Origin of the sequence: Solibacillus isronensis (genome assembly GCF_023715405.1) — a bacterium.
Taxonomy (GTDB): Bacteria; Bacillota; Bacilli; order Bacillales_A; family Planococcaceae; genus Solibacillus; species Solibacillus isronensis_B.
Genome location: NZ_JAMBOC010000001.1, coordinates 944,834 through 964,881 on the forward strand (window position 1 = coordinate 944,834; position 20,048 = coordinate 964,881).

Genomic DNA, 20,048 nt, shown 5'->3' on the forward strand with positions numbered 1-20,048 from the left:
ATTGTGATATACAATATTATACCTTTTTAAGTAAATTATTGGAACAGCCATAAGGCAAAATTTGGAGGTTATTTTCATGTCGAACAATGTATTACCTGCAGGTTCTCCATGGTCAGCGTTTTCTGGTCCTAACTTAGGTTACGTATTAGAGCAGTATGACTTATTCCTGCAATCTCCTGAAGAAGTGGAACCGGAACTAGTAGAATTATTCCAAGCTTACGGTGGTCCTGTATTTGCAGATGGTCAACAACCGGTTGCAACAGCAGCAGTAACAGGTACTGGAGACTACAAAAAAGTATTAGCAGCAGTTAAGCTGGCTGAATCAATTCGTGAATACGGCCATTTAGCAGCAGATTTATACCCATTAAAAAATCGTCAATTAGATACTTCACGCATTGAAGAAAGCGTATTCAATTTAACAGCAGCAGATTTACAAGCTATCCCTGCATCAGTATTTTTTGCAAATGTTCCTGCAGGTGTTACAAACGGTAAGGAAGCAATTGATTATTTGAAATCTGTTTACACAGATAAAATAGGTGTGGAAGTTGCACATTTACAAAATGCGGAAGAACGTGCTTGGATCGAAGCTCAAGTTGAAGGCGGAACTTTCAAAACAACGTTATCTGCCGAAGAAAAGAAAGCAGTATTAGAGCGTTTAACACGCATTGAAAACTTTGAAAAATTCATTCATAAAACATTTGTTGGTCAAAAACGTTTCTCTGGAGAAGGTTTAGACACTCAAATCATTTTATTAGACGAAATTATCAAATCTTCAGAAGCTAAAGGTGTAAAAAACGTTCGAATCGGTATGGCACACCGTGGTCGTTTAAACGTATTAACTCACGTATTAAAAAAACCATACGATATGATGTTCTCTGATTTCGCCCATGTTTCTAACGACCTTTTCTTCCCTGAAGATGGTAAATTAGAAATTACAAAAGGCTGGACTGGCGACGTGAAATATCATATGGGTGCATCTTACACTCATGATTCTGGATTGAACGTTAAATTAGCTTACAACCCGTCTCACTTAGAAGTAGGAAATCCGCTTGTAATCGGTTCTGTACGTGCAGCACAAGATGATGTATCAGCAGCTGGTGTTGCGAAACATGATCCATCAAATGCATTCGGTATCATCCTGCATGGTGACGCGGCATTCGCTGGTCAAGGGATTGTAACTGAAGGCTTCAACTTCTCTCAAACAGAAGGATTCAAAACAGGTGGTACAGTTCAAATTATCGCGAACAACATGATCGGTTTCACAACTGAGTTACATGATTCACGTTCATCTAATTATTCATCTGACCCTGCAAAAGGCTATGATATTCCGGTTATTCATGTAAACGCTGACAGCCCTGAAACAGTGGCAGCTGTTGGTCGCTTTGTTGCGGAATACCGTGCGAAGTTCAAAAAGGATATCGTAATCGACTTAATCGGTTACCGCCGATACGGTCATAACGAAACAGATGATCCGACTGTTACAAACCCTGAAACATACAAATTAGTTGCAAAACATGAGCCGATTCGTGCATTGTATGGTGCAGAATTAGCAGAAGCGGGTGTTTTATCTGCTGATGAAGTAAAAGCTTTAGATACTGCTATTTATGCGGAAATGCAAGCTGCGTATGATCATGTAAAAGAAATGGCTGAAAAAGACGAGCATGTAACGCCTAATATGCCGGAAGAACTAAAAATCGAATTCCCTGAAATCGATACTAAAGTAGATGCTGAGCGTCTGGCTAAAGTAAATGAAGATTTACTTGTGTTTGCAGATGGTTTTGAACCGCAAAACAAGTTAGGTAAAATTTTAGCAAAACGCCGTGATGCATTCGCAGATGGTAAAATTGACTGGGGTCATGCTGAAACATTAGCATATGCAACAATCACACAAGATGGCACACCAGTTCGTTTCACTGGTCAGGATGCACAGCGTGGTACGTTCTCTCAACGTCACTTAGTATTACATGATAAAAACAATGGTTCTGAATTCACACCATTACATCACATTGAAGGTGCAAAAGCATCATTCTCAGTTTATAACTCACCACTTACAGAAGCAGGTGTAGTAGGTTTTGAATACGGGTACAATTTAGAAAACCAAAATGTATTATCAGTATGGGAAGCACAATTCGGTGACTTTGCAAACATGGCGCAAGTAATGTTTGATAACTTCATCTCAAGTGCCCGCGCTAAATGGGGTCAAAAATCTGGATTCGTACTTCTTTTACCACATGGTTATGAAGGTCAAGGTCCGGAACACTCATCAAGCCGTATGGAACGATTCCTGCAATTATCTGCAGAAAATAACTGGTTCGTAGCAAACTGTTCAAATGCAGGCAACTACTACCACTTATTACGACGTCAAGCGGCATTACTAGGTACAGAAGGTGTACGTCCATTAGTAGTGGTTTCTCCAAAATCACTTTTACGTCACCCACTTGCTGCAGCTACTGCTGAACAACTTGCAACTGGTCGCTTCCAGGAAGTAATCGAGCAAGAAGGTTTAGGCAAAAACAAAGAAGCGGTTGAAAAAGTAGTACTTGGTACTGGTAAAGTAATGATCGATTTAGCAGAACGCGTGAAAGACGGCGAAGGGCTTGATCACTTACACATCATCCGTGTTGAACAAATTTATCCATTCCCTGCACAACAAGTGAAAGATATTATCGCTCGTTTCCCGAATGTTAAAGAAATCGTTTGGGTACAGGAAGAACCGAAAAACCAAGGTTCATGGACATATGTTCTTGAAACATTATATGATATAGCAGAAGGCAAAAAAGTGCGCTATGTAGGACGTCCTGCAATGAGCTCAACTTCTGAAGGCGATGGCGATTCACATAAAGCAGCACAAGCTAAATTAGTGAACGAAGCACTTGAAAAGTAATAAATGATTTGTTTAAAAAGAGCTGCTTCTATTTAAAATAGAAGTGGCTTGCTATACAATGAATGTGTAGCGTAATTAAAGGAGGATATGAACGTGGCTGAAATTAAAGTCCCTGAATTAGCAGAATCAATTACTGAAGGTACAATTGCCCAGTGGGTGAAAAAAGTTGGAGATCGCGTAGAAAAAGGCGAATTCATCGTTGAGTTAGAAACTGATAAAGTTAATGCTGAAATCATCTCTGAAGAAGCAGGCGTTTTAAAACAAATTTTAGCTGAAGAAGGCGATACTGTATTAGTAGGACAAGTAATCGCAGTAGTTGAAGCAGGCGAAGGCGCAGCACCTGCACCAGCTGCTAAAGAAGAAACACCAGCAGCAGCTCCGGCTCCAGCAAAAGAAGAAGCTCCTAAAGCAGCAGCACCTGCACCAGTTGCAGTTGAAGAAACTTCAGGTGAGCGTGTAATCGCTTCACCGGCAGCTCGTAAATTAGCTCGTGAAAAAGGTATCGACTTAGCAGCAATCTCACCTGTTGACCCACAAGGTCGCGTACGTGTACAAGACGTTGCAGCACACGGTACAGCACCAGCAGCTCCTGCAGCATCAGCTGCCCAAGCTCCAGCAGCAGGTAATGGTCCAATGATCTTCACACCAGCAGCTGATACAGACCGTGTAACAGTTGAAAAAATGAGCCGCCGTCGTCAAACAATTGCAAAACGTTTATTAGAAGTAAAACAATCAACTGCAATGTTAACTACTTTCAATGAAATTGATATGACGAACATTATGGCATTACGTAAGCGTAAACAAGATGAGTTCGTGAAAGCTAACGATATTAAATTAGGCTTCATGTCATTCTTCACAAAAGCTGTAGTAGCAGCATTAAAGAAATATCCATATGTAAATGCACAAATTAACGGTGATGAAATTCACTTAAACAACTTCTTCGATATCGGTATTGCTGTATCAACAGAAGAAGGTTTAGTAGTACCGGTTGTTCGTGATGCAAACGCTAAAAACTTCGCTGAAATCGAGAAAAACATTGCGGAATTAGCTGGTAAAGCACGCGACAAAAAATTAGGCTTAAACGACATGGCTGGCGGATCATTCACAATCACTAACGGTGGTGTGTTCGGTTCATTAATGTCAACACCAATCATGAATGGTACTCAAGCTGGTATTTTAGGTATGCACTCAATCGTAAACCGTCCAGTAGCTGTTAATGGGGAAGTTCAAATTCGTCCAATGATGTATGTAGCATTATCTTACGACCACCGTATCATCGATGGTAAAGATTCTGTTGGCTTCTTAAAAACAGTAAAAGAAATGATCGAAAACCCAGAAGATTTATTATTAAATTCTTAATAGTATTTTCTATGCTAATGCGCGATATTCTGTATATTGCGCATTAGCTTTTTTGTTAAGGAAACTATAGAATATTGCATTGTAGATAACGTAAAAATATAGTTTTATCCACGTCTAGGCTAAAGCGCCAACTCCTCGCACCATTAGGTCCCTCCGTGCAAAAGTGGTGGAGCGTTTACTTTTGCGCCGGGCCCTCCAATGTATGTCAGAGTTGAACGGGCGCTTTAGCGCATTTATTCTTACAGTGAAATTTCAGAAAAATGAGTGTTGACGGAAATGTCGCAATAATGTAATATAAACATATCAATTTCATATTAAAACCTCACACTCTCGTGAGGTAGAGGCGCGATACTTAACAGTTTTATATGGAGCCATGAGCTGGCTGTGAGATATAAGAGAAGGAAATATCGCCGAAGTGTTGTAAATGCTCAATTATACAATGCTGGGTCTGCAGTGAATAATTGCAGAACTGTCTCAATCATCTATATCCCTGATGGTTGAGTTGTGCTATCTCAAAATGGGAACTGTAGAGGATTCGGGCTAATTATAATTTAAACGACCTAAAGTTCTTCTTTTAGGTCGTTTTTTGTATATTTGGCGCCCGAAATTTAACAAATAAGGAGAGATTTTCTATGAAAAAGAGACTATTAATTTTATTGACTGCCATGACAATGCTATTGCTAGCAGCTTGTGGTACAAGCGATGAAGGTACTACAAGCGGTTCAGATTCAGACAAAAAAGTTATTAAAATCGGTATGGAAGCAGCGTATGCGCCTTTTAACTGGTCACAAAAAGATGATGCCAATGGCGGAGTTCAAATTGCAGGTTCAAAGGAATACGCAGCAGGCTATGATGTGGAAATTGCAAAAAAAATTGCAGAAGGTCTGGACATGGAATTACAAATTGTTAAAACAGACTGGGATGGCTTGATTCCATCATTACAATCAGGTGCCATTGATCTAGTAATTGCTGGTATGTCACCAATGCCTGAACGTAAGGAAGTAATTGATTTCACGGAGAACTATTATACAAGTGACTATGTCATTGTTGTAAAAGAAGACGGCCCATATGCAAATGCAACTTCATTATCTGACTTTGCAGATGCAAAAATTACAGGTCAGCAAGCGACAACACATTATGATGTAATCGATCAAATCGAAGGTGTTCAAAAACAAGTAGCGGCAACTGATTTTGGTGCAATGCGCGTGCAATTACAGTCAGGCGCAATCGATGGATACGTTTCAGAACGTCCAGAAGGTATCTCAGCTGAAATGGCTCTGAACAATATTAAATACATCGTACCTGAACCAAACTTCGAAGCAGACGAAGCCTCAACAGCTGTAGCAGTAGGTTTGAAAAAGGGTTCAGATTTACGTGAACAAATTAACAAAGTTTTAGCTGAAATTTCGGATGAAGAGCGTCAACAATTAATGGAAGACGCAATTGCAAATCAACCAGCAGCACAATAATCGTGTAGCATTAACAGTTTTAATGAGGTTGTCTTGCCGGCAAACGGAAGACAACCTTTTTCTATTAAAATTATGATTTCATACATAAATAGTAGAAACAAAGAAAGAAATGGAGGACAAGGCGATGGCATTTTTAGAATCATCATGGAACTTGTTTACGAACAACTGGGATTTATTTGTACGTGGAGCTTGGACTGCACTTCTGTTGGCAATTATCGGGACAATTTGTGGAACACTGATCGGATTTTTCATTGGAATTATGCACACAATTCCACAACGCAAAAAAAATATTAAATCAGCTATTCTGAAAGTCTTTAACTTTATTTTAACGGCTTATGTGGAAATTTTCAGGGGCACGCCAATGATGGTACAGGCGATGGTCGTATTTTATGGTCTTGTCTACTTAGGGATCGATATTGACCGCTTTCTAGCAGCTTCTATCGTTATTAGTTTAAACACAGGAGCCTACATGGCCGAGTATGTGCGTGGTGGTATCGTATCAATTGATAAAGGCCAATTCGAGGCTGCACAAGCGATTGGAATGAATCACCTGCAAACGATGATTCATATTGTTCTGCCGCAAGTAGCACGCAATATTTTACCTGCAACGGGGAATCAGTTCGTTATGAATATTAAAGATTCATCTGTATTAAGTGTTATTTCGGTAGTGGAACTGTTCTTTACTGCTAATTCGATTGCGGGCAGTAACTATAAATATATTGAAGCGTTCTTTATCGCGACGGTATTATACTTTATTATGACATTTACTGTAACTCGTTTCTTACTATTATTCGAGAAAAAGATGGACGGACCTTCCTCGTATAAAGTGGAGCTCATTACAGGCAACAAGCTAGATAAGGATGGTGAATAAAATGACAGTTGTAATTGATATTAACCATTTAAATAAAAAATTCGGTGATCATGAAGTATTGAAAGATGTTAATTTCCAAGTAAACAAAGGGGAAGTAGTAACATTGATCGGCTCTTCAGGTTCCGGAAAATCAACACTTTTACGCTGTATTAATTTACTGGAAACACCAACAGCAGGGGAAATAATCTATAATGGTGAAAATATTTTAAATGACGGACATCAAATTGAAAAGTACCGTACGCATTTAGGTATGGTATTCCAGCAGTTCAATTTATTCAATAATTTGGATGTACTAAATAACTGTATTGTTGGCCAAATCAAAGTGCTAAAGCGTTCAAAAGATGAAGCAGAACGGAATGCAATAAAATATTTGGAACTTGTCGGGATGAGCGCCTATAAAAATGCGAAACCGAAACATTTATCCGGTGGACAGAAACAACGTGTCGCAATTGCACGTGCATTAGCGATGGATCCGGATGTAATGCTGTTCGATGAACCGACATCAGCACTTGACCCTGAAATGGTAGGGGAAGTGTTAAAAGTAATGCGCCATCTGGCAGATCAAGGAAATACGATGCTGATCGTTACACATGAAATGGAGTTTGCCAAGGAAGTATCGGACCGGATTGTATTCATGGATAAAGGGGTTATCGTTGAGGAAGGCCCTCCGGAACAATTGCTTGTAAACCCAAAACACGACCGAACAAAAGAGTTCTTGAAACGAACATTACGGTAATAGCAAAAAGCTCGCAGTTAACTGCGAGCTTATTTTCGTGAGTTCCATTCGCTTATTAAAATAAATACAATTGCAAAAGCAATTACAATTGCGAAAAACCACATTGGAATACTACCAAATGCCATACATTCCACCTCTGCTTGTGAGTTTAACATGGAATAGTTGTTCTATCAAATATCGGAAACAGCGATAAATTAAAACTATTTTTATGTGGTTGGTTTCCTTGTATTTATATTAGAAGCAAGAAAAGTTGATTTTTACTACAACGCGCTTTCCACTGGCAGGAAAATCATATAAAATAGGAGAGTATCGATATTAGTTAAAAGTGAGGGAATAACATGCTACATTTAAATTGGAAAGATGCACCGACAATTCGCACGGTAAAATGTGTACATACAGATGCATCGAAATATTTAGTATCAAACGTATTAACAGTAGGCAAAGAATATGAAGTAAAAAACGAAACTGAAGAGTTCATCTTTGTAATCGACAACACAGGTGAAGTTGGCGGTTTCTACAAAGAATACTTCGCTTAAAAATAAAAGGTGTGCGAAAAGTCTTATGGCTTTTCACACACCTTTTTTATTTCTGTTCCAGTATCGTATGCTCGATTTCATGGCGCCTTTCGTCTGTCTGTACGTGCACGCGTAATGTATCCTCAATATCATGCAGCAATTGCATCTGGGTTTGTTTAAATCGGTCAATATCACTATGGGATAATGCTGGTCGATTTGCAGCTTTTTTGGACACTTCCAACATCTTGCCGTTTTTACGCATCAATTGTTCCGATGCATCCATAAGACGTTCCTGAGATCGTATCGCACGACGCTGATTGTTCATGTTTAATAACATGGCTATTTGAGACTGCCATAATGGGATGGTCGTCATAATCGAACTTTGAATTTTTTCGATTAACATTTGATTTGTTTGCTGAATCATTCGGATTTGCGGTGCATATTGAATTGCCACTTCACGCGAAAGTTCCAAATCATACATACGGCGGTCAATCCACTCGATTTGCATTTCAATATCTTTCAGTTCATGCTGTTTAAACGGATTTTGTCCATCTACAATTTCTTTTTGCAGTGCAGGTAGGACAACATCCCGCATATGCTGTTTTTTAATTTCCAGTGTTGCAATATAAACATTGATTTCCTGAAAATAATCTTCATTGATCGCATAGAGTTTATTTAAAAACTGGTAATCGTTTAATAGTGCATTTTGATTATATTCCAGTTGGATGCTTAAGCGATCAATGCGTTTACTTAACTTATTGTAGTGGGTCATAATTTCTTGAATGGACTGTGTGGAACGGCTGAAAAGTTTAGCAAAAAAACCTTTATCCTGTTCAATCAATGCATCCGGGTCAATCATCTCCAAATGCTGCATTAAATCGGATAATACTTCACCGACTTTCCGAACATCTTTGCGTTGAATATACTGCAGCATCTGGGTCGTGAATTTTTTCAGTGCTTCTTGTGCGGGTAAACCAAATGCCAAAACCGTTTCGTAATTTTTTGGCTCTAAATTTTGGGCTAATTGCAGTGCCCGCTGTTTCATATCATTTGATAATGATGCGAAAAGCGGTGAGGCTGCATTGTTTGCAACATTCACCGCAAATTGTTCTTTACTTACTTGCAAGTCAACGTTTTCACTCGCTGTAAAGGCATCAAAAGGATTGTTTGTCATATTCATTTGTTACTCACCGCCGATTTTTAATCGATCTTTACGCTTTTCATTCGACAATTTTGCAAAGTCGAGTTCGATTTTCAAGTTTTCGATATCCGAAGATAAAGCACTTTTCAAATCAGATTCCATCGTAATTTGCAGCTCTTTTAAAGTTCTGCGCGTATCTTCCAACGCTAAATGTACTTCCGTACCAGGTACTTGCTCTTTTGTCAGCAACGTATATTTATCAGAAAGCTGTACGGCTGACGGCAAGTGTGCATAGAAGAAATCTTCCACTGCATAAAACTTGTGCGGATTTGTCTGCACTATATTAATAATGCGCTTTGCCAGTTTTGACATTTCATTTATTTGCTTAAAAGAACGTACCGAACGCACTCTGACATATTGCTGGTTTAATGCCTGAATATGTGAACGGGCCTGTTTTAATTGTGCTTCGATTAAATTGTATTCCGATTTGGAAAGCCCGATTTTTTTACTTTGTGCCGTTTTTTGAATAGCGTAAGTTACTTTATTACTGATGAAATATGCTGCTGCTCCAAGAGGTAATGCCAGCATCGTTGTTATGCCGGTAAAATTAACAAACGTAAGAGTGACCGCTGTTGATAAAACTAATACATTAATTAGATGTCGTGTTAGAAAATTTATAGGACCAAGCATTGTCATACCTCCTTTACTCGATACTATTGATACGTATGAAACGTAAAAAAGTTTCAATACTACTTCCTTTATTGCAGAAAAATCAGTGGAATTAGTTATTTAAAGTCACACAGTTCTAAAGAAGATGAAATGGCGGCTTTTTATTAATCGTAACAAGTTTTGGCGCTATTAAAAAGTAAAAAGATTTGGAAAGCTAAACAATTATTATGATTTCCATTGTTCCCCTAATTATAATGAGCATTATTAGACATCGTGGACAAAAGTGTATAAGATATAGAGAAAGAAAGGATAATGTATATGTATAAAATTATTTATATGAAGGCAGATTATGAGCCTTGGTGGCAATTTGACGGTTGGGAAGAGTATATCGTATCAACAGAGCAGTATGATACAGAGCATCAATTCCAAATGGCATTGAATCATTTGCTTGCTCAGTTTCGAAACAAATATGAGTTTGAAGCACATAAAAATGAACGATTTTATGCATTTTGGTCAGAGGATGAATGTGAATTTTGTGAAGCCTGTGATGATGATGCCCAAATTTATCATGGCATTATTGTATTAACACCAGAAGCGATTACACAATAACAACATTTAATTGAAAATTTGCTTAATTTGCCAAATGGTAATTGACAGACATAATTATGATATATATACTATATTTAACAATTGAAAGATTGACCGAATACAATGGCTTCACATATTACAAAAAGTAATCGAGTTAGTGGATCGGTACTCTTGTAATATGTGTTTTTTTATTTGGTTTTTTAATTGTTAACTTTTATTTTGGAGGTATTTATTGATGAAACAAGGTACAGTAAAATGGTTTAACTCAGAAAAAGGTTTTGGCTTCATCGAAGTAGAAGGGGAAAACGATGTATTCGTACACTTTTCTGCAATTCAAGGTGAAGGTTTCAAAACATTAGAAGAAGGACAACAAGTGGAATTCGAAGTTGTAGATGGCAACCGCGGACCACAAGCATCGAATGTAATCAAACTATAATAGTACAAATTTCGAAGCTGCGTATCAATTTACGCAGCTTTTTCTATTTATATATTACATATTTTTTACATATATTGTTATAATTTATGGAATACATAGGGAAGGTTGAGATACCAATACGAAACGTACATAATGCAATTTCTAACAATAACAGGCCGTTAAAATGGGGAGTAATTATTATACTAATATTGGCCGGTTTGTTCGGATTATTATACTTGCAAAAACAAAGTAAGCAGTCAAACGAACAAGTGAATGCACTGGCAGATAGTGAAATCAAATTCAGACCGATAAGCGGAACGTATTTAAAAATACACCAATACGAGCTTTTTTACCGAGACAATCCCATGCGTTCAAAAGAAGCGGTAAAATCTTCTGCATTAAGTGAAGCGATATCTAAATATGCGCTTATCAATTATTTACAGCAGCAAAATATTACTCTAAGTGATGAAAAGCGCCAATTACAACTGAAAATATTAGATGAGCAGATTACGTATGATATGCAAAACCCAATATTAAAAGTGTATTTTGAAAAGATGTTCCAAGAGCTTGAAATTAGCAAACAGGACTATATCGAGGAATATTTACTTGTAAACAAAGAACATGATATTTTATACAGGAACATGCAAGATACTGGTAAAGGCTTGGTTTTGGATGAGTCGGGCACCTCAAGCTATCCAGCTGGTGACCAGGATGAACTGTACGCAAATAAGATGGGAATATCATTCGATTACCTTGAATATTTAGCAGAAAGCGAATTCGTCCATATCGAGCCTTCGGTTACTGATTTGGATTTGCCTTTTACAGTTGATTCTTATCTTTTCGAGTTCGCTAAAAATCGAGATGGGGAAATTATTCTAACCTCAAGTGATTTTAATATGATGGGTTTAACAGATGAACAGAATTCCTTAATTCACGAAGTTAGAGAAAAATATAACCTTCAGGAATTGGCGCGGTATAATTTCAAATTGTATGAAAATGCCTTACAGCAAGAAGCGGCATCGGGAAATGAAAATGCGCCGGTTGCGGACGAGTTACTGGAATTATTTAAAGTAGTGGAGCGGAGTATAGACATGGTTCTTGGCGAAGTGGTAAATTATCAGTTCAGCGAAATCCCTTCATACGACGTCAGTAAATTGCGGAAGCATCAAAACATTACTTTACAGCTGTTTGAGCATGAATATTATTACCGTGCAGAAAACATCCCTAATAAATCCTATGCTTACCGAATTGCCAATGAAGAAGTAGGGGCGATGTATGGTTTATTTAATTATTTGAAGCAGGATTTCGAAAATGAATTAGATGAAGCAGCACGTATCAATGCGCGGGTACAGCTTGAAAAATCTCTGGCAGAGCAGTTGGAGAATCCTTATTTTAAAAAGTATATGGATAATTTATTGAAGACATTTGATATTCCATTATCTACTTATATAGATGATTACTTATTAGTGATGGAGGAATATAAACTCTTGTTGCAGCTAATGAAAGAGCAAAATTTAGGTCTTGATCATAATGGTCGGTACAATAAAGGCTGGATCGAAGCGCGCTACAGAATGGCTGCAGACTTCACGTGGGAAGATAAATTTGAGAAAATGTGGTCGATGGATGATGAGGAAATTGTGGAGCCACTTGAGCCGCAGCCTAATTTATCATTTTCCTTACCGGAATATGCGCAATTAGGTATAAATAAAAAAGGCGAATATGTTTTTACTTATAGTTTCACACTTCCGATCTATTTATCTGATGAACAGCAAATATTATTTGATCTGCTTGTCAAAACGTTTGATTTACCGGTACTTTCCCGTTATTCGATTACACAATATATAGACAAACTGGATCAATTAAAGGCGGATGAAACAAAGAAAAACCAATTGCATGACATACTCGATATTTATAAAAATACGATTACCGAATAAATAAAAAGAAGGAGTGCAGAACAACTGCCTCCTTCTTTTTCGTTCATTAGCTTAAGCCTTGTGCATCTTTCCACTCTAGATACTCATCATATGTTAATGGTTTATCTAAAATAGAACCGTCTTCACGGATTTCGATTACGCGGTTTGCGATTGTTTGAATGAATTGGTGGTCATGTGATGTAAAGATCATCGCACCTTTGAAGCGGATTAAGCCTTCATTCAATGCTTGAATTGATTCAAGGTCTAAGTGGTTTGTTGGCTCATCTAATAACAATACGTTCGAGTTTGAAAGCATCATTTTTGAAAGCATACAGCGAACTTTCTCTCCACCTGAAAGTACAGCAGGAGATTTCTTCACTTCTTCACCTGAGAATAGCATACGGCCTAAGAAACCACGTAAGAACGATTCAGTTTCATCTTCCGGAGAATAAGGGCGTAACCATTCAACTAATGACTTTTCGTTACCGCCAAAGTATTGGTCATGATCCATTTCGAAGTAGCTTTGAGATGTTGTGACACCCCATTTATACGTACCGGCATCTGCTTGTTTACGACCCATTAAAATATCCATAAATGCAGATTTTGCATTTGGTGAACCTAAAAGGATAATTTTATCTTCTTTGTTCATTGAGAAGCGGATGTCTTTGAATAATGTTTCGCCATCTTGTGAAGCTGTTAAGCCATCAACTGTTAATACGTCATTCCCGATTTCACGTCCAGTTTGGAAGTTGATGAACGGGTACTTACGGCTTGAAGGACGGATGTCATCCAGCTCAATCTTATCAAGCATTTTTTTACGAGACGTTGCTTGAGAAGATTTCGATGCGTTTGCAGAGAAACGTGCAACGAATTCTTTTAATTCTTTAATTTTCTCTTCTTTTTTCTTGTTTTGGTCTGCCATCATTTTTTGCGCTAATTGACTTGACTCATACCAGAAATCGTAGTTACCAACATAAAGCTGAATTTTACCAAAGTCTAAGTCAGCGATATGTGTACATACTTTATTTAAGAAGTGACGGTCATGGGATACAACGATAACTGTGTTTTCAAAGTTAATTAAAAACTCTTCCAGCCATTTAATCGCTTTTAAGTCCAAGTGGTTTGTAGGCTCATCCAGCAGTAATACGTCCGGCTTGCCGAATAAAGCTTGCGCTAGTAATACTTTTACTTTGTCCGAACCTTCTAAGTCAGCCATCATCATGTAGTGCAAGTCATCGCCGATACCTAGACCGTTTAAAAGTGTTGCAGCATCAGATTCTGCTTCCCAACCGTTCATGTCAGCGAATTCGCCTTCAAGTTCAGCAGCACGCATACCATCTTCGTCTGTCATTTCCGGTTTCATGTAGATTGCGTCTTTTTCAGCTTTTACTTCCCAAAGACGTTTGTTACCCATTACAACTGTATCTAATACGTTAAATTCATCGTATTCGAAGTGGTTTTGCTTTAATACTGAAAGACGCTCATCTTTACCCATTGATACGTGGCCTTCTTGTGCCTCAATATCACCAGATAAGATTTTTAAGAATGTCGATTTACCAGCACCGTTTGCTCCAATAAGACCATAACAGTTACCTGGTGTGAATTTAATATTTACATCGTCAAATAATTTACGGTCACCATAACGTAGACCTACACCTGATACTTGAATCATGCAAGTACCTCCTTGAATTGTTTCTTTGTATTTTCGATTGCTTAAAAAAGAGAATTCTCTTTTGCACACAATGTTTCTATTATAGCATGTCTTATTGTTAAATTAAATAACAGCGTATCGGAAATAACCGAATCTTATACAGCTGAATCATTTAGTTGTCACACATTTATAATCCGTTTTACTAATGAGTTATTAAAAGAGAAACGATGTGAAGCAAAAAACAAAGCCGAAGCAAACGATGGATTTCCAAGGTATTGTCAGTTGGTTTTATGATAAGTGCGATTGGCCCACAAATCATTGCAATTGAGTATGATATGATCGGTACTCATTACGTTTTGAAGTGGATTATCGTCATATTATTCGGTTTTATGTCATTTTCGATCATCTCAATGCAAGGACAAAAGAAACCAGTATAATGGAGGTGTGTCTGAATCCGTTCAGTCACTTCTTTTTTTAATGAATCGTTTTAGTTTACATAATACAATTATGGTAAAGGGGAAGTGCATGAAAAAATTATTTACCCTAATCTTTGTTCTCTTATTGGCGGCATGTTCCGACAAACCCGGTGATGCCAAATGGGTTGCACAAACATTACCAAATGAAGAAAAGAAAGAACCGGTTGTTTTGAATGGGGAGGTGGCGATCCATTCACCGAATACAACAACTAGCGGCTTTGTCATCCATCAAAGTAAGCGAGATAAATGGATTGTAGTAAATGCACAGGACGTTGCAAGTCATCCGAATTCACTTATTTATGATGAAAATATTACGCTCGGGGAAACAGAGGCAATCGACGTTGCAAATAATATCGCAATCATTCATATCCGTAATGGCAAAGACTATTCGATTGAAGATATACCCGCAAATAAGGAATTTGCTGCGAACAAAGATCAAATTGACCGTTTATTAGATGAAGCAATGGAAGAGAAGATGGATTGGCAACAGCGGCTGCAAAAAAATACCGATTTGATGGAACACACAAATCAAGAACAGATCGATAACTTTACGAAGTACTATGAAAAAAATATATTTACGTACAATAGTGATGAACTAAAGAAGGCGGGTCTGGATTTTATTAACCAACTAAATGATTCTATAGTAAAGAAAGACCACACTCCTTTAAAAGGATATACCGCTTCAGATGATGTAGTACAAGCACTGCAGTATATAAAGAAACCGATTAAAGGTTATCAAATAAAAGATGCGCGAAAAGAAGGGGTCTATTATTTTGTGGATGGGGTGGACGAACAAAAAGAAGAAGTACGCCTCACATTTGTTCAAGAACAACAGCAATTTAAAGTAATCGGAGCAAATTTTCTAACAGACGAGTATCGGCCGGAAGAAATGGTACCGGAAGTTCAACTATCCGATGAACAGGAAATGGAAGCAGTACCTGCATTACAATTATTTATAATAGAGCAACTGCCGGCCATTCAATTAACTGTAGGTGAACTTCAGTGGAATATGAAACATGATGACAAGGGAATTGTTGTCAACAATGGTTCTGCGCAATTTACATGCAATTTCATCGGTGTGAAAGAGAATCACCTTGTATTAAACGGTTGTATTAACACAAAAAGTGAAAATTATATTATCGCCACATTCGAAAGATAAGAATAGAGAATAGGCGATTTTTTCAATAGAACATATTATCCGACACTATATAGTATAAATTTAATTACAAAATATAGCTCATAAGAAATAAAGGAACCCAAAAAATAATGCAAATAAATTGTTTGCCTATTTAGAAAGGGTTCTATTTTTATATGTCGAAAATATTGGAAATAGGGGACATAAATATATAAATTAGCTCTTCAGTGATTGTGAATTATTCTATAAATATATTATGTAAACTAAAGTTCCTTTTACGAACTTTTATTTGCATGTATAATAAAGAAATTGAAGTTATTTAGGAGGGATTATGATTTCACTAGCATTACAACATTTAAAAACTAATTTTGGTTATGACTCTTTCCGTCCTGGTCAAACCCAAATTATCGATAACGTATTAAATAACAACGATACGCTTGTTATTATGCCAACAGGGGGCGGGAAATCCCTTTGCTATCAGATTCCAGCACTGTGTATGGAAGGAACGACACTTGTTATTTCACCATTGATCTCTCTTATGAAAGACCAGGTAGATATGCTTGTATCCAGTGGAATTTCAGCGGCTTATATTAATAGTTCACTAAGCTATGAAGAAGTGCAGGACGTTATGTATGGTGTCCAAAGCGGTAAAATCAAATTGCTTTACATTGCACCGGAACGTCTCGAAAATGAGCGCTTTTGTATGGAACTTTCTCAAATAAATGTACCACTCTTGGCAATTGATGAAGCACATTGTATATCTCAGTGGGGGCATGATTTTCGACCAAGTTACCGTTCTATCCAGCAACTGCTGCATTTATGGAAAAAGAAACCGACCGTTATTGCATTGACGGCAACGGCTACTGAAGAGGTAAGTGCAGACATCCAACAGCTTCTTTCCATCGAAAAAGAAAATACATTTATTACTGGTTTCGCACGTGAAAATTTATCATTTTCGGTTTTACTTGGAGAAAACAAAGAAACCTATATAAAAAAATATGTGAAAGCAAATGAAAATGAAGCAGGGATTATATACGCAGCAACCCGAAAATCAGTGGAATCCGTCTATGAAATGCTGAACAAAGCCGGTTTTGCAGTAGCAAAATATCATGGTGGTATGTTTGAAGAAGACCGTACATATGAACAAAATCGCTTTTTAAATGATGAAGTTCAAATAATGGTCGCAACAAATGCTTTTGGGATGGGGATCAATAAAACAAATGTACGCTATGTGCTTCATTACAATATGCCTCGTAATATGGAGAGCTATTATCAGGAGGCAGGCCGTGCAGGGCGTGATGGACTGGATAGTGAGTGTATATTGCTTTACAGCTCTTCCGACGAACAAACACAGCGTTTCTTAATCGATCAGGCACAAGATCGCTCTCGCATTCCTTTTGAACTGCAAAAGCTGCATGCGATGATTGATTACTGTCATACAGAGCGCTGTTTACAAAGTTATATTATTGAATATTTTGGTGACGAGGCAGGTCAAGATTGCGGCAGATGTGCGAATTGCACAGATAACCGTCCGCAGCTGGATGTAACAACAGATGCACAGAAAGTATTGTCCTGTATCGTCCGAATGGGTCAAAAATTCGGTAAACAATTAACCGCTTCAGTATTGGCTGGCTCGCGCAGTAAGAAAGTACTTGAATTTAATTTTCAAAAGTTGCCGACATATGGCATTTTGCGTGCAATGAATGCGAAAGAGATTGCCAATTTTATCGAGTTTTTAATTTCAGAAAAACTGATTGTCGTAAATAATGGGCAGTTCCCGACGTTATCCATTTCTGATGCAGGAAAAGAAGTACTGCTTGGTCAAAAAAAGGTTTTGCGTAAAGAAGCACGCATTATTGAATCTACAGTAGAGCCAAACGATCCTCTATTTGAAACTCTTCGTAAAATACGAAAAGAAATTGCCGATCGTGAGAAAGTTCCACCTTTTGTTGTTTTCTCAGATAAATCATTAAAAGATATGTGTGTCCGTAAACCTAAAAACAGTACACAATTTTTAGAGGTAAGCGGTGTCGGGGAGAGCAAATTGGAGAAGTATGGTAAAACTTTTATTGAGGCGATTGTTGCAAATTCATAATTGATTGTTAAATAATTACAATTTTAACGATTGTTCTGAATTAAACTTTTCACAAATATTTTAAAGATATCCAATTTATTTTATAAAATATTTTTAAACGAATAAATTCATTTTACTCATGAAATTTGCTATCTCACTATACTAAAGGAATGTATTGCCAAGTGCAGTACATTCTTTTTTTACTATTTTACGGTTTAAATCATTAAACTTTAAGTTAAGATATTGTAAAAATTCTGTATTCATAGTTTAATAAGAATATTCAGTTAAGAAGTGTAGGTGAAATATTGAATATACTAGGTGAACGCATCAAAAAGCTGAGGAAACAGAAAAAATTAACTCAAACCGAGTTAGTGGGGGAACGTTTAACGAAAGGTATGCTAAGTTTAATTGAGAACGGTAAAGCACAACCGTCAATGGAAAGTCTACGTTTTATTGCCACAAGATTAAATGTCGATGTCGATTATCTTCTGGATGACGGGACACTTACAATGCTCAGAAACTTGTACACTACAATCGAAGAAGATGTAGAGCGAAGAAAGCTCATACGCGACCCTAAAGAGCTTCAATCACTTACGATTAAAATAATCGAAAAAATTGAACCTTATTTATCGGAAATTCAAGGCACGAACTATGAACAAATTCGTTTAAGAGAAGTTTATTTTTTAATGAATCGTACAATTAACAAGGCCAAATCACTCGACGAATATTGGAAGTTTATCGATCAGTACGAAGAAATCCATGCATATAGTCGAATGCTTCGTTGTTATTTTTATTTATGCCAGGCTGCGATCGATCAGCGGAATTACAATGAAACATTAGCTATTTTAAAGCAAGGTGAAAAACGTATCGAACCATATGAGCTAATGATGGACCCTATGGTAATCCTTGATTTGTACTATAATTTAACAATTTCCTATTCAGCAGCGGATGATATTAGAATGTCTGAACACTATTTACAAAAGGCATTAAACATGGCTAAAAAGAAGCAAATATTTTATCGTATGGACCGCTTTTATCATTTGTTATTTATTCAATCGATTGCGAATGAGGATATTAACAAGAGTAAAGAGTACATAGAAAAATTAATGCTTTTATCGGAGTTTGCTGATGATCCAGCGATATCGGTACGTTATTTATACAGCAAGCTGCATTATATGAACATTGTTGAAAAGAACTACGCACAAATCGTTCCGGAAATTAATCATTATAAAACAAAACTGAAGGATTACTTATTTTTATTTAAAAATCCTATCTTCATCGGTGAAGAGATGTATGCGGAATTTAAATTACAAAACTACTCGAAAGCACTCCAAATCGGTACTGCTTTAACCATTCCTGACTACTTACACCATCCCATTGATTTGGCTAAATATTATCAGTTCTTTGCTGTACGGGCATTAGCTTCATACTATGAAAATGATGCAGTAGCCGCAAAACGTGATATCATTTTTGCGAAAAATGGTGTAGAGGACTTTCCCGAGACAATTTACAAGAAATTTATTTACAAAGCTTTCAATGAAATATTCATTTAACTTCAATAACACTATACAAAAAAGAACGTACCACTCGAAATATCGAATGGTACGTTTCTTTATTCAGAATGATTAGCTTTCTTTCCAGTGAGCATCAATAAACTCATCGCGCCCGGATTTTGCACGGTCTTCTTGATAATGTGATTCTTCTTTTTTGTAATAATCCTGATGGTAACCTTCCGCTGGCCAAAAAGTTTCTGCCTGTTTAATTTCAGTTACAATCGGCTTTTTAAATCGTCCACTTTCCGCCAAATTTTGCTTCGACTGCATTGCCGCCGCATACTGTTCATCACTATGTGTAAAAATCACTGTTTTGTAAGACTCACCGCGATCGTGGAACTGACCGCCAGCATCTGTCGGATCAATTTGCATCCAGTATATATCCAATAGTTTTTCATAGCTGAAAATCTCCGGGTTAAATTCAATCTCGACAACTTCCACATGTCCAGTGTCTCCACGTTTTACATCTTCATATGTAGGGTTTTCCACATGTCCACCCATATAACCGCTCGTTACTTTTTCGATGCCTTCCCATTGATCAAAAGGTTTGACCATACACCAAAAACACCCACCTGCAAATGTTGCCTTCTCCATTTTGA

17 protein-coding genes and 1 riboswitch are annotated in these 20,048 nt (G+C 37.3%); of the genes, 13 read left to right on the plus strand and 4 right to left on the minus strand.

All coding sequences use genetic code 11. The features are described 5' to 3' along the window. The first annotated feature begins 76 nt into the window (after positions 1-76). The 6 genes from M3166_RS04855 (at position 77) to M3166_RS04880 (ending at position 7,855) form a co-directional block, all read left to right on the plus strand. Complete coding sequence (locus M3166_RS04855; RefSeq protein WP_251687881.1) at positions 77-2,884, plus strand: 2-oxoglutarate dehydrogenase E1 component; 2,808 nt, start codon at positions 77-79, stop codon at positions 2,882-2,884. Positions 2,885-2,977: 93 nt separating this feature from the next. Further along, entirely contained in the window at positions 2,978-4,243 is a 1,266-nt protein-coding gene (odhB, locus tag M3166_RS04860; RefSeq protein ID WP_251687882.1) for a 2-oxoglutarate dehydrogenase complex dihydrolipoyllysine-residue succinyltransferase, read from the plus strand. Between the two features lie 330 nt (positions 4,244-4,573). Next, a riboswitch (Lysine riboswitch) is annotated at positions 4,574-4,761 on the plus strand. A 114-nt stretch (positions 4,762-4,875) separates the two neighbouring features. Beyond that, positions 4,876-5,712 carry a transporter substrate-binding domain-containing protein gene (locus M3166_RS04865; protein ID WP_251687883.1) on the plus strand — a complete coding sequence of 279 codons (837 nt, stop codon included), beginning with the start codon at positions 4,876-4,878 and terminating at the stop codon, positions 5,710-5,712. 124 nt (positions 5,713-5,836) lie between these two features. Beyond that, on the plus strand, positions 5,837-6,583 hold the full coding sequence (locus M3166_RS04870) for an amino acid ABC transporter permease (RefSeq protein WP_251687884.1): 747 nt from the start codon (positions 5,837-5,839) through the stop codon (positions 6,581-6,583). Between the two features lies 1 nt (position 6,584). Beyond that, complete coding sequence (locus tag M3166_RS04875) at positions 6,585-7,319, plus strand: amino acid ABC transporter ATP-binding protein (protein ID WP_251687886.1); 735 nt, start codon at positions 6,585-6,587, stop codon at positions 7,317-7,319. 338 nt (positions 7,320-7,657) lie between these two features. Further along, the gene (locus M3166_RS04880) at positions 7,658-7,855 is read left to right on the plus strand and encodes a DUF6501 family protein (RefSeq protein WP_079526794.1); all 198 of its coding nucleotides are present in this window, start codon (positions 7,658-7,660) and stop codon (positions 7,853-7,855) included. Between the two features lie 46 nt (positions 7,856-7,901). Here the strand turns inward: M3166_RS04880 and M3166_RS04885 are convergent, their stop codons facing one another. Both M3166_RS04885 and M3166_RS04890 read right to left on the minus strand, forming a co-directional pair. Then, positions 7,902-9,014: a toxic anion resistance protein gene (locus M3166_RS04885; protein WP_251687888.1), complete on the minus strand. Its 1,113-nt coding sequence runs from the start codon at positions 9,012-9,014 to the stop codon at positions 7,902-7,904. Positions 9,015-9,017: 3 nt separating this feature from the next. Further along, positions 9,018-9,665: a 5-bromo-4-chloroindolyl phosphate hydrolysis family protein gene (locus M3166_RS04890; protein WP_251687890.1), complete on the minus strand. Its 648-nt coding sequence runs from the start codon at positions 9,663-9,665 to the stop codon at positions 9,018-9,020. 297 nt (positions 9,666-9,962) lie between these two features. Here M3166_RS04890 and M3166_RS04895 point away from each other — a divergent pair, with 297 nt between their 5' ends. From M3166_RS04895 to M3166_RS04905, 3 genes are all read left to right on the plus strand, one after another. Continuing rightward, complete coding sequence (locus M3166_RS04895; protein WP_251687892.1) at positions 9,963-10,253, plus strand: DUF1033 family protein; 291 nt, start codon at positions 9,963-9,965, stop codon at positions 10,251-10,253. A gap of 214 nt (positions 10,254-10,467) precedes the next feature. Beyond that, positions 10,468-10,668, plus strand: a complete 201-nt coding sequence (locus M3166_RS04900; RefSeq protein ID WP_079526785.1) for a cold-shock protein — start codon at positions 10,468-10,470, stop codon at positions 10,666-10,668. A gap of 215 nt (positions 10,669-10,883) precedes the next feature. Then, on the plus strand, positions 10,884-12,581 hold the full coding sequence (locus M3166_RS04905; protein WP_251687894.1) for a hypothetical protein: 1,698 nt from the start codon (positions 10,884-10,886) through the stop codon (positions 12,579-12,581). A gap of 46 nt (positions 12,582-12,627) precedes the next feature. Here M3166_RS04905 and M3166_RS04910 read toward each other — a convergent pair whose 3' ends face one another. Further along, positions 12,628-14,232 (minus strand): ABC-F family ATP-binding cassette domain-containing protein, encoded by a 1,605-nt coding sequence (locus tag M3166_RS04910; RefSeq protein ID WP_065215942.1) that lies wholly within the window; start codon positions 14,230-14,232, stop codon positions 12,628-12,630. Between the two features lie 254 nt (positions 14,233-14,486). Here M3166_RS04910 and M3166_RS04915 point away from each other — a divergent pair, with 254 nt between their 5' ends. The 4 genes from M3166_RS04915 to M3166_RS04930 all read left to right on the plus strand — a co-directional run bounded on the left by M3166_RS04915 (position 14,487) and on the right by M3166_RS04930 (position 19,449). Further along, complete coding sequence (locus M3166_RS04915; RefSeq protein WP_251687896.1) at positions 14,487-14,648, plus strand: hypothetical protein; 162 nt, start codon at positions 14,487-14,489, stop codon at positions 14,646-14,648. Positions 14,649-14,736: 88 nt separating this feature from the next. Beyond that, positions 14,737-15,846 (plus strand): hypothetical protein, encoded by a 1,110-nt coding sequence (locus M3166_RS04920; protein ID WP_251687898.1) that lies wholly within the window; start codon positions 14,737-14,739, stop codon positions 15,844-15,846. Between the two features lie 307 nt (positions 15,847-16,153). Beyond that, positions 16,154-17,917, plus strand: coding sequence for a DNA helicase RecQ (recQ, locus tag M3166_RS04925; RefSeq protein WP_251687899.1), 1,764 nt, complete (start codon positions 16,154-16,156; stop codon positions 17,915-17,917). A gap of 284 nt (positions 17,918-18,201) precedes the next feature. Continuing rightward, on the plus strand, positions 18,202-19,449 hold the full coding sequence (locus tag M3166_RS04930; protein WP_251687901.1) for a helix-turn-helix domain-containing protein: 1,248 nt from the start codon (positions 18,202-18,204) through the stop codon (positions 19,447-19,449). Between the two features lie 72 nt (positions 19,450-19,521). On the opposite strand, the gene msrA is transcribed toward M3166_RS04930, so the two are convergent. Further along, positions 19,522-20,043, minus strand: a complete 522-nt coding sequence (msrA, locus tag M3166_RS04935; protein WP_251687903.1) for a peptide-methionine (S)-S-oxide reductase MsrA — start codon at positions 20,041-20,043, stop codon at positions 19,522-19,524. Positions 20,044-20,048: the final 5 nt, after the last annotated feature.

What these genes read in the sequence shown, in the direction of transcription:
- M3166_RS04855 (WP_251687881.1), top strand. Translation starts at nt 77, where the DNA reads ATGTCGAACAATGTATTACCTGCAGGTTCTCCATGGTCAGCGTTTTCT.
- M3166_RS04865 (WP_251687883.1), top strand. Translation starts at nt 4,876, where the DNA reads ATGAAAAAGAGACTATTAATTTTATTGACTGCCATGACAATGCTATTG.
- M3166_RS04870 (WP_251687884.1), top strand. Translation starts at nt 5,837, where the DNA reads ATGGCATTTTTAGAATCATCATGGAACTTGTTTACGAACAACTGGGAT.
- M3166_RS04875 (WP_251687886.1), top strand. Translation starts at nt 6,585, where the DNA reads ATGACAGTTGTAATTGATATTAACCATTTAAATAAAAAATTCGGTGAT.
- M3166_RS04880 (WP_079526794.1), top strand. Translation starts at nt 7,658, where the DNA reads ATGCTACATTTAAATTGGAAAGATGCACCGACAATTCGCACGGTAAAA.
- M3166_RS04885 (WP_251687888.1), bottom strand. Translation starts at nt 9,014, where the DNA reads ATGAATATGACAAACAATCCTTTTGATGCCTTTACAGCGAGTGAAAAC.
- M3166_RS04890 (WP_251687890.1), bottom strand. Translation starts at nt 9,665, where the DNA reads ATGCTTGGTCCTATAAATTTTCTAACACGACATCTAATTAATGTATTA.
- M3166_RS04895 (WP_251687892.1), top strand. Translation starts at nt 9,963, where the DNA reads ATGTATAAAATTATTTATATGAAGGCAGATTATGAGCCTTGGTGGCAA.
- M3166_RS04900 (WP_079526785.1), top strand. Translation starts at nt 10,468, where the DNA reads ATGAAACAAGGTACAGTAAAATGGTTTAACTCAGAAAAAGGTTTTGGC.
- M3166_RS04910 (WP_065215942.1), bottom strand. Translation starts at nt 14,232, where the DNA reads ATGATTCAAGTATCAGGTGTAGGTCTACGTTATGGTGACCGTAAATTA.
- M3166_RS04920 (WP_251687898.1), top strand. Translation starts at nt 14,737, where the DNA reads ATGAAAAAATTATTTACCCTAATCTTTGTTCTCTTATTGGCGGCATGT.
- recQ (WP_251687899.1), top strand. Translation starts at nt 16,154, where the DNA reads ATGATTTCACTAGCATTACAACATTTAAAAACTAATTTTGGTTATGAC.
- msrA (WP_251687903.1), bottom strand. Translation starts at nt 20,043, where the DNA reads ATGGAGAAGGCAACATTTGCAGGTGGGTGTTTTTGGTGTATGGTCAAA.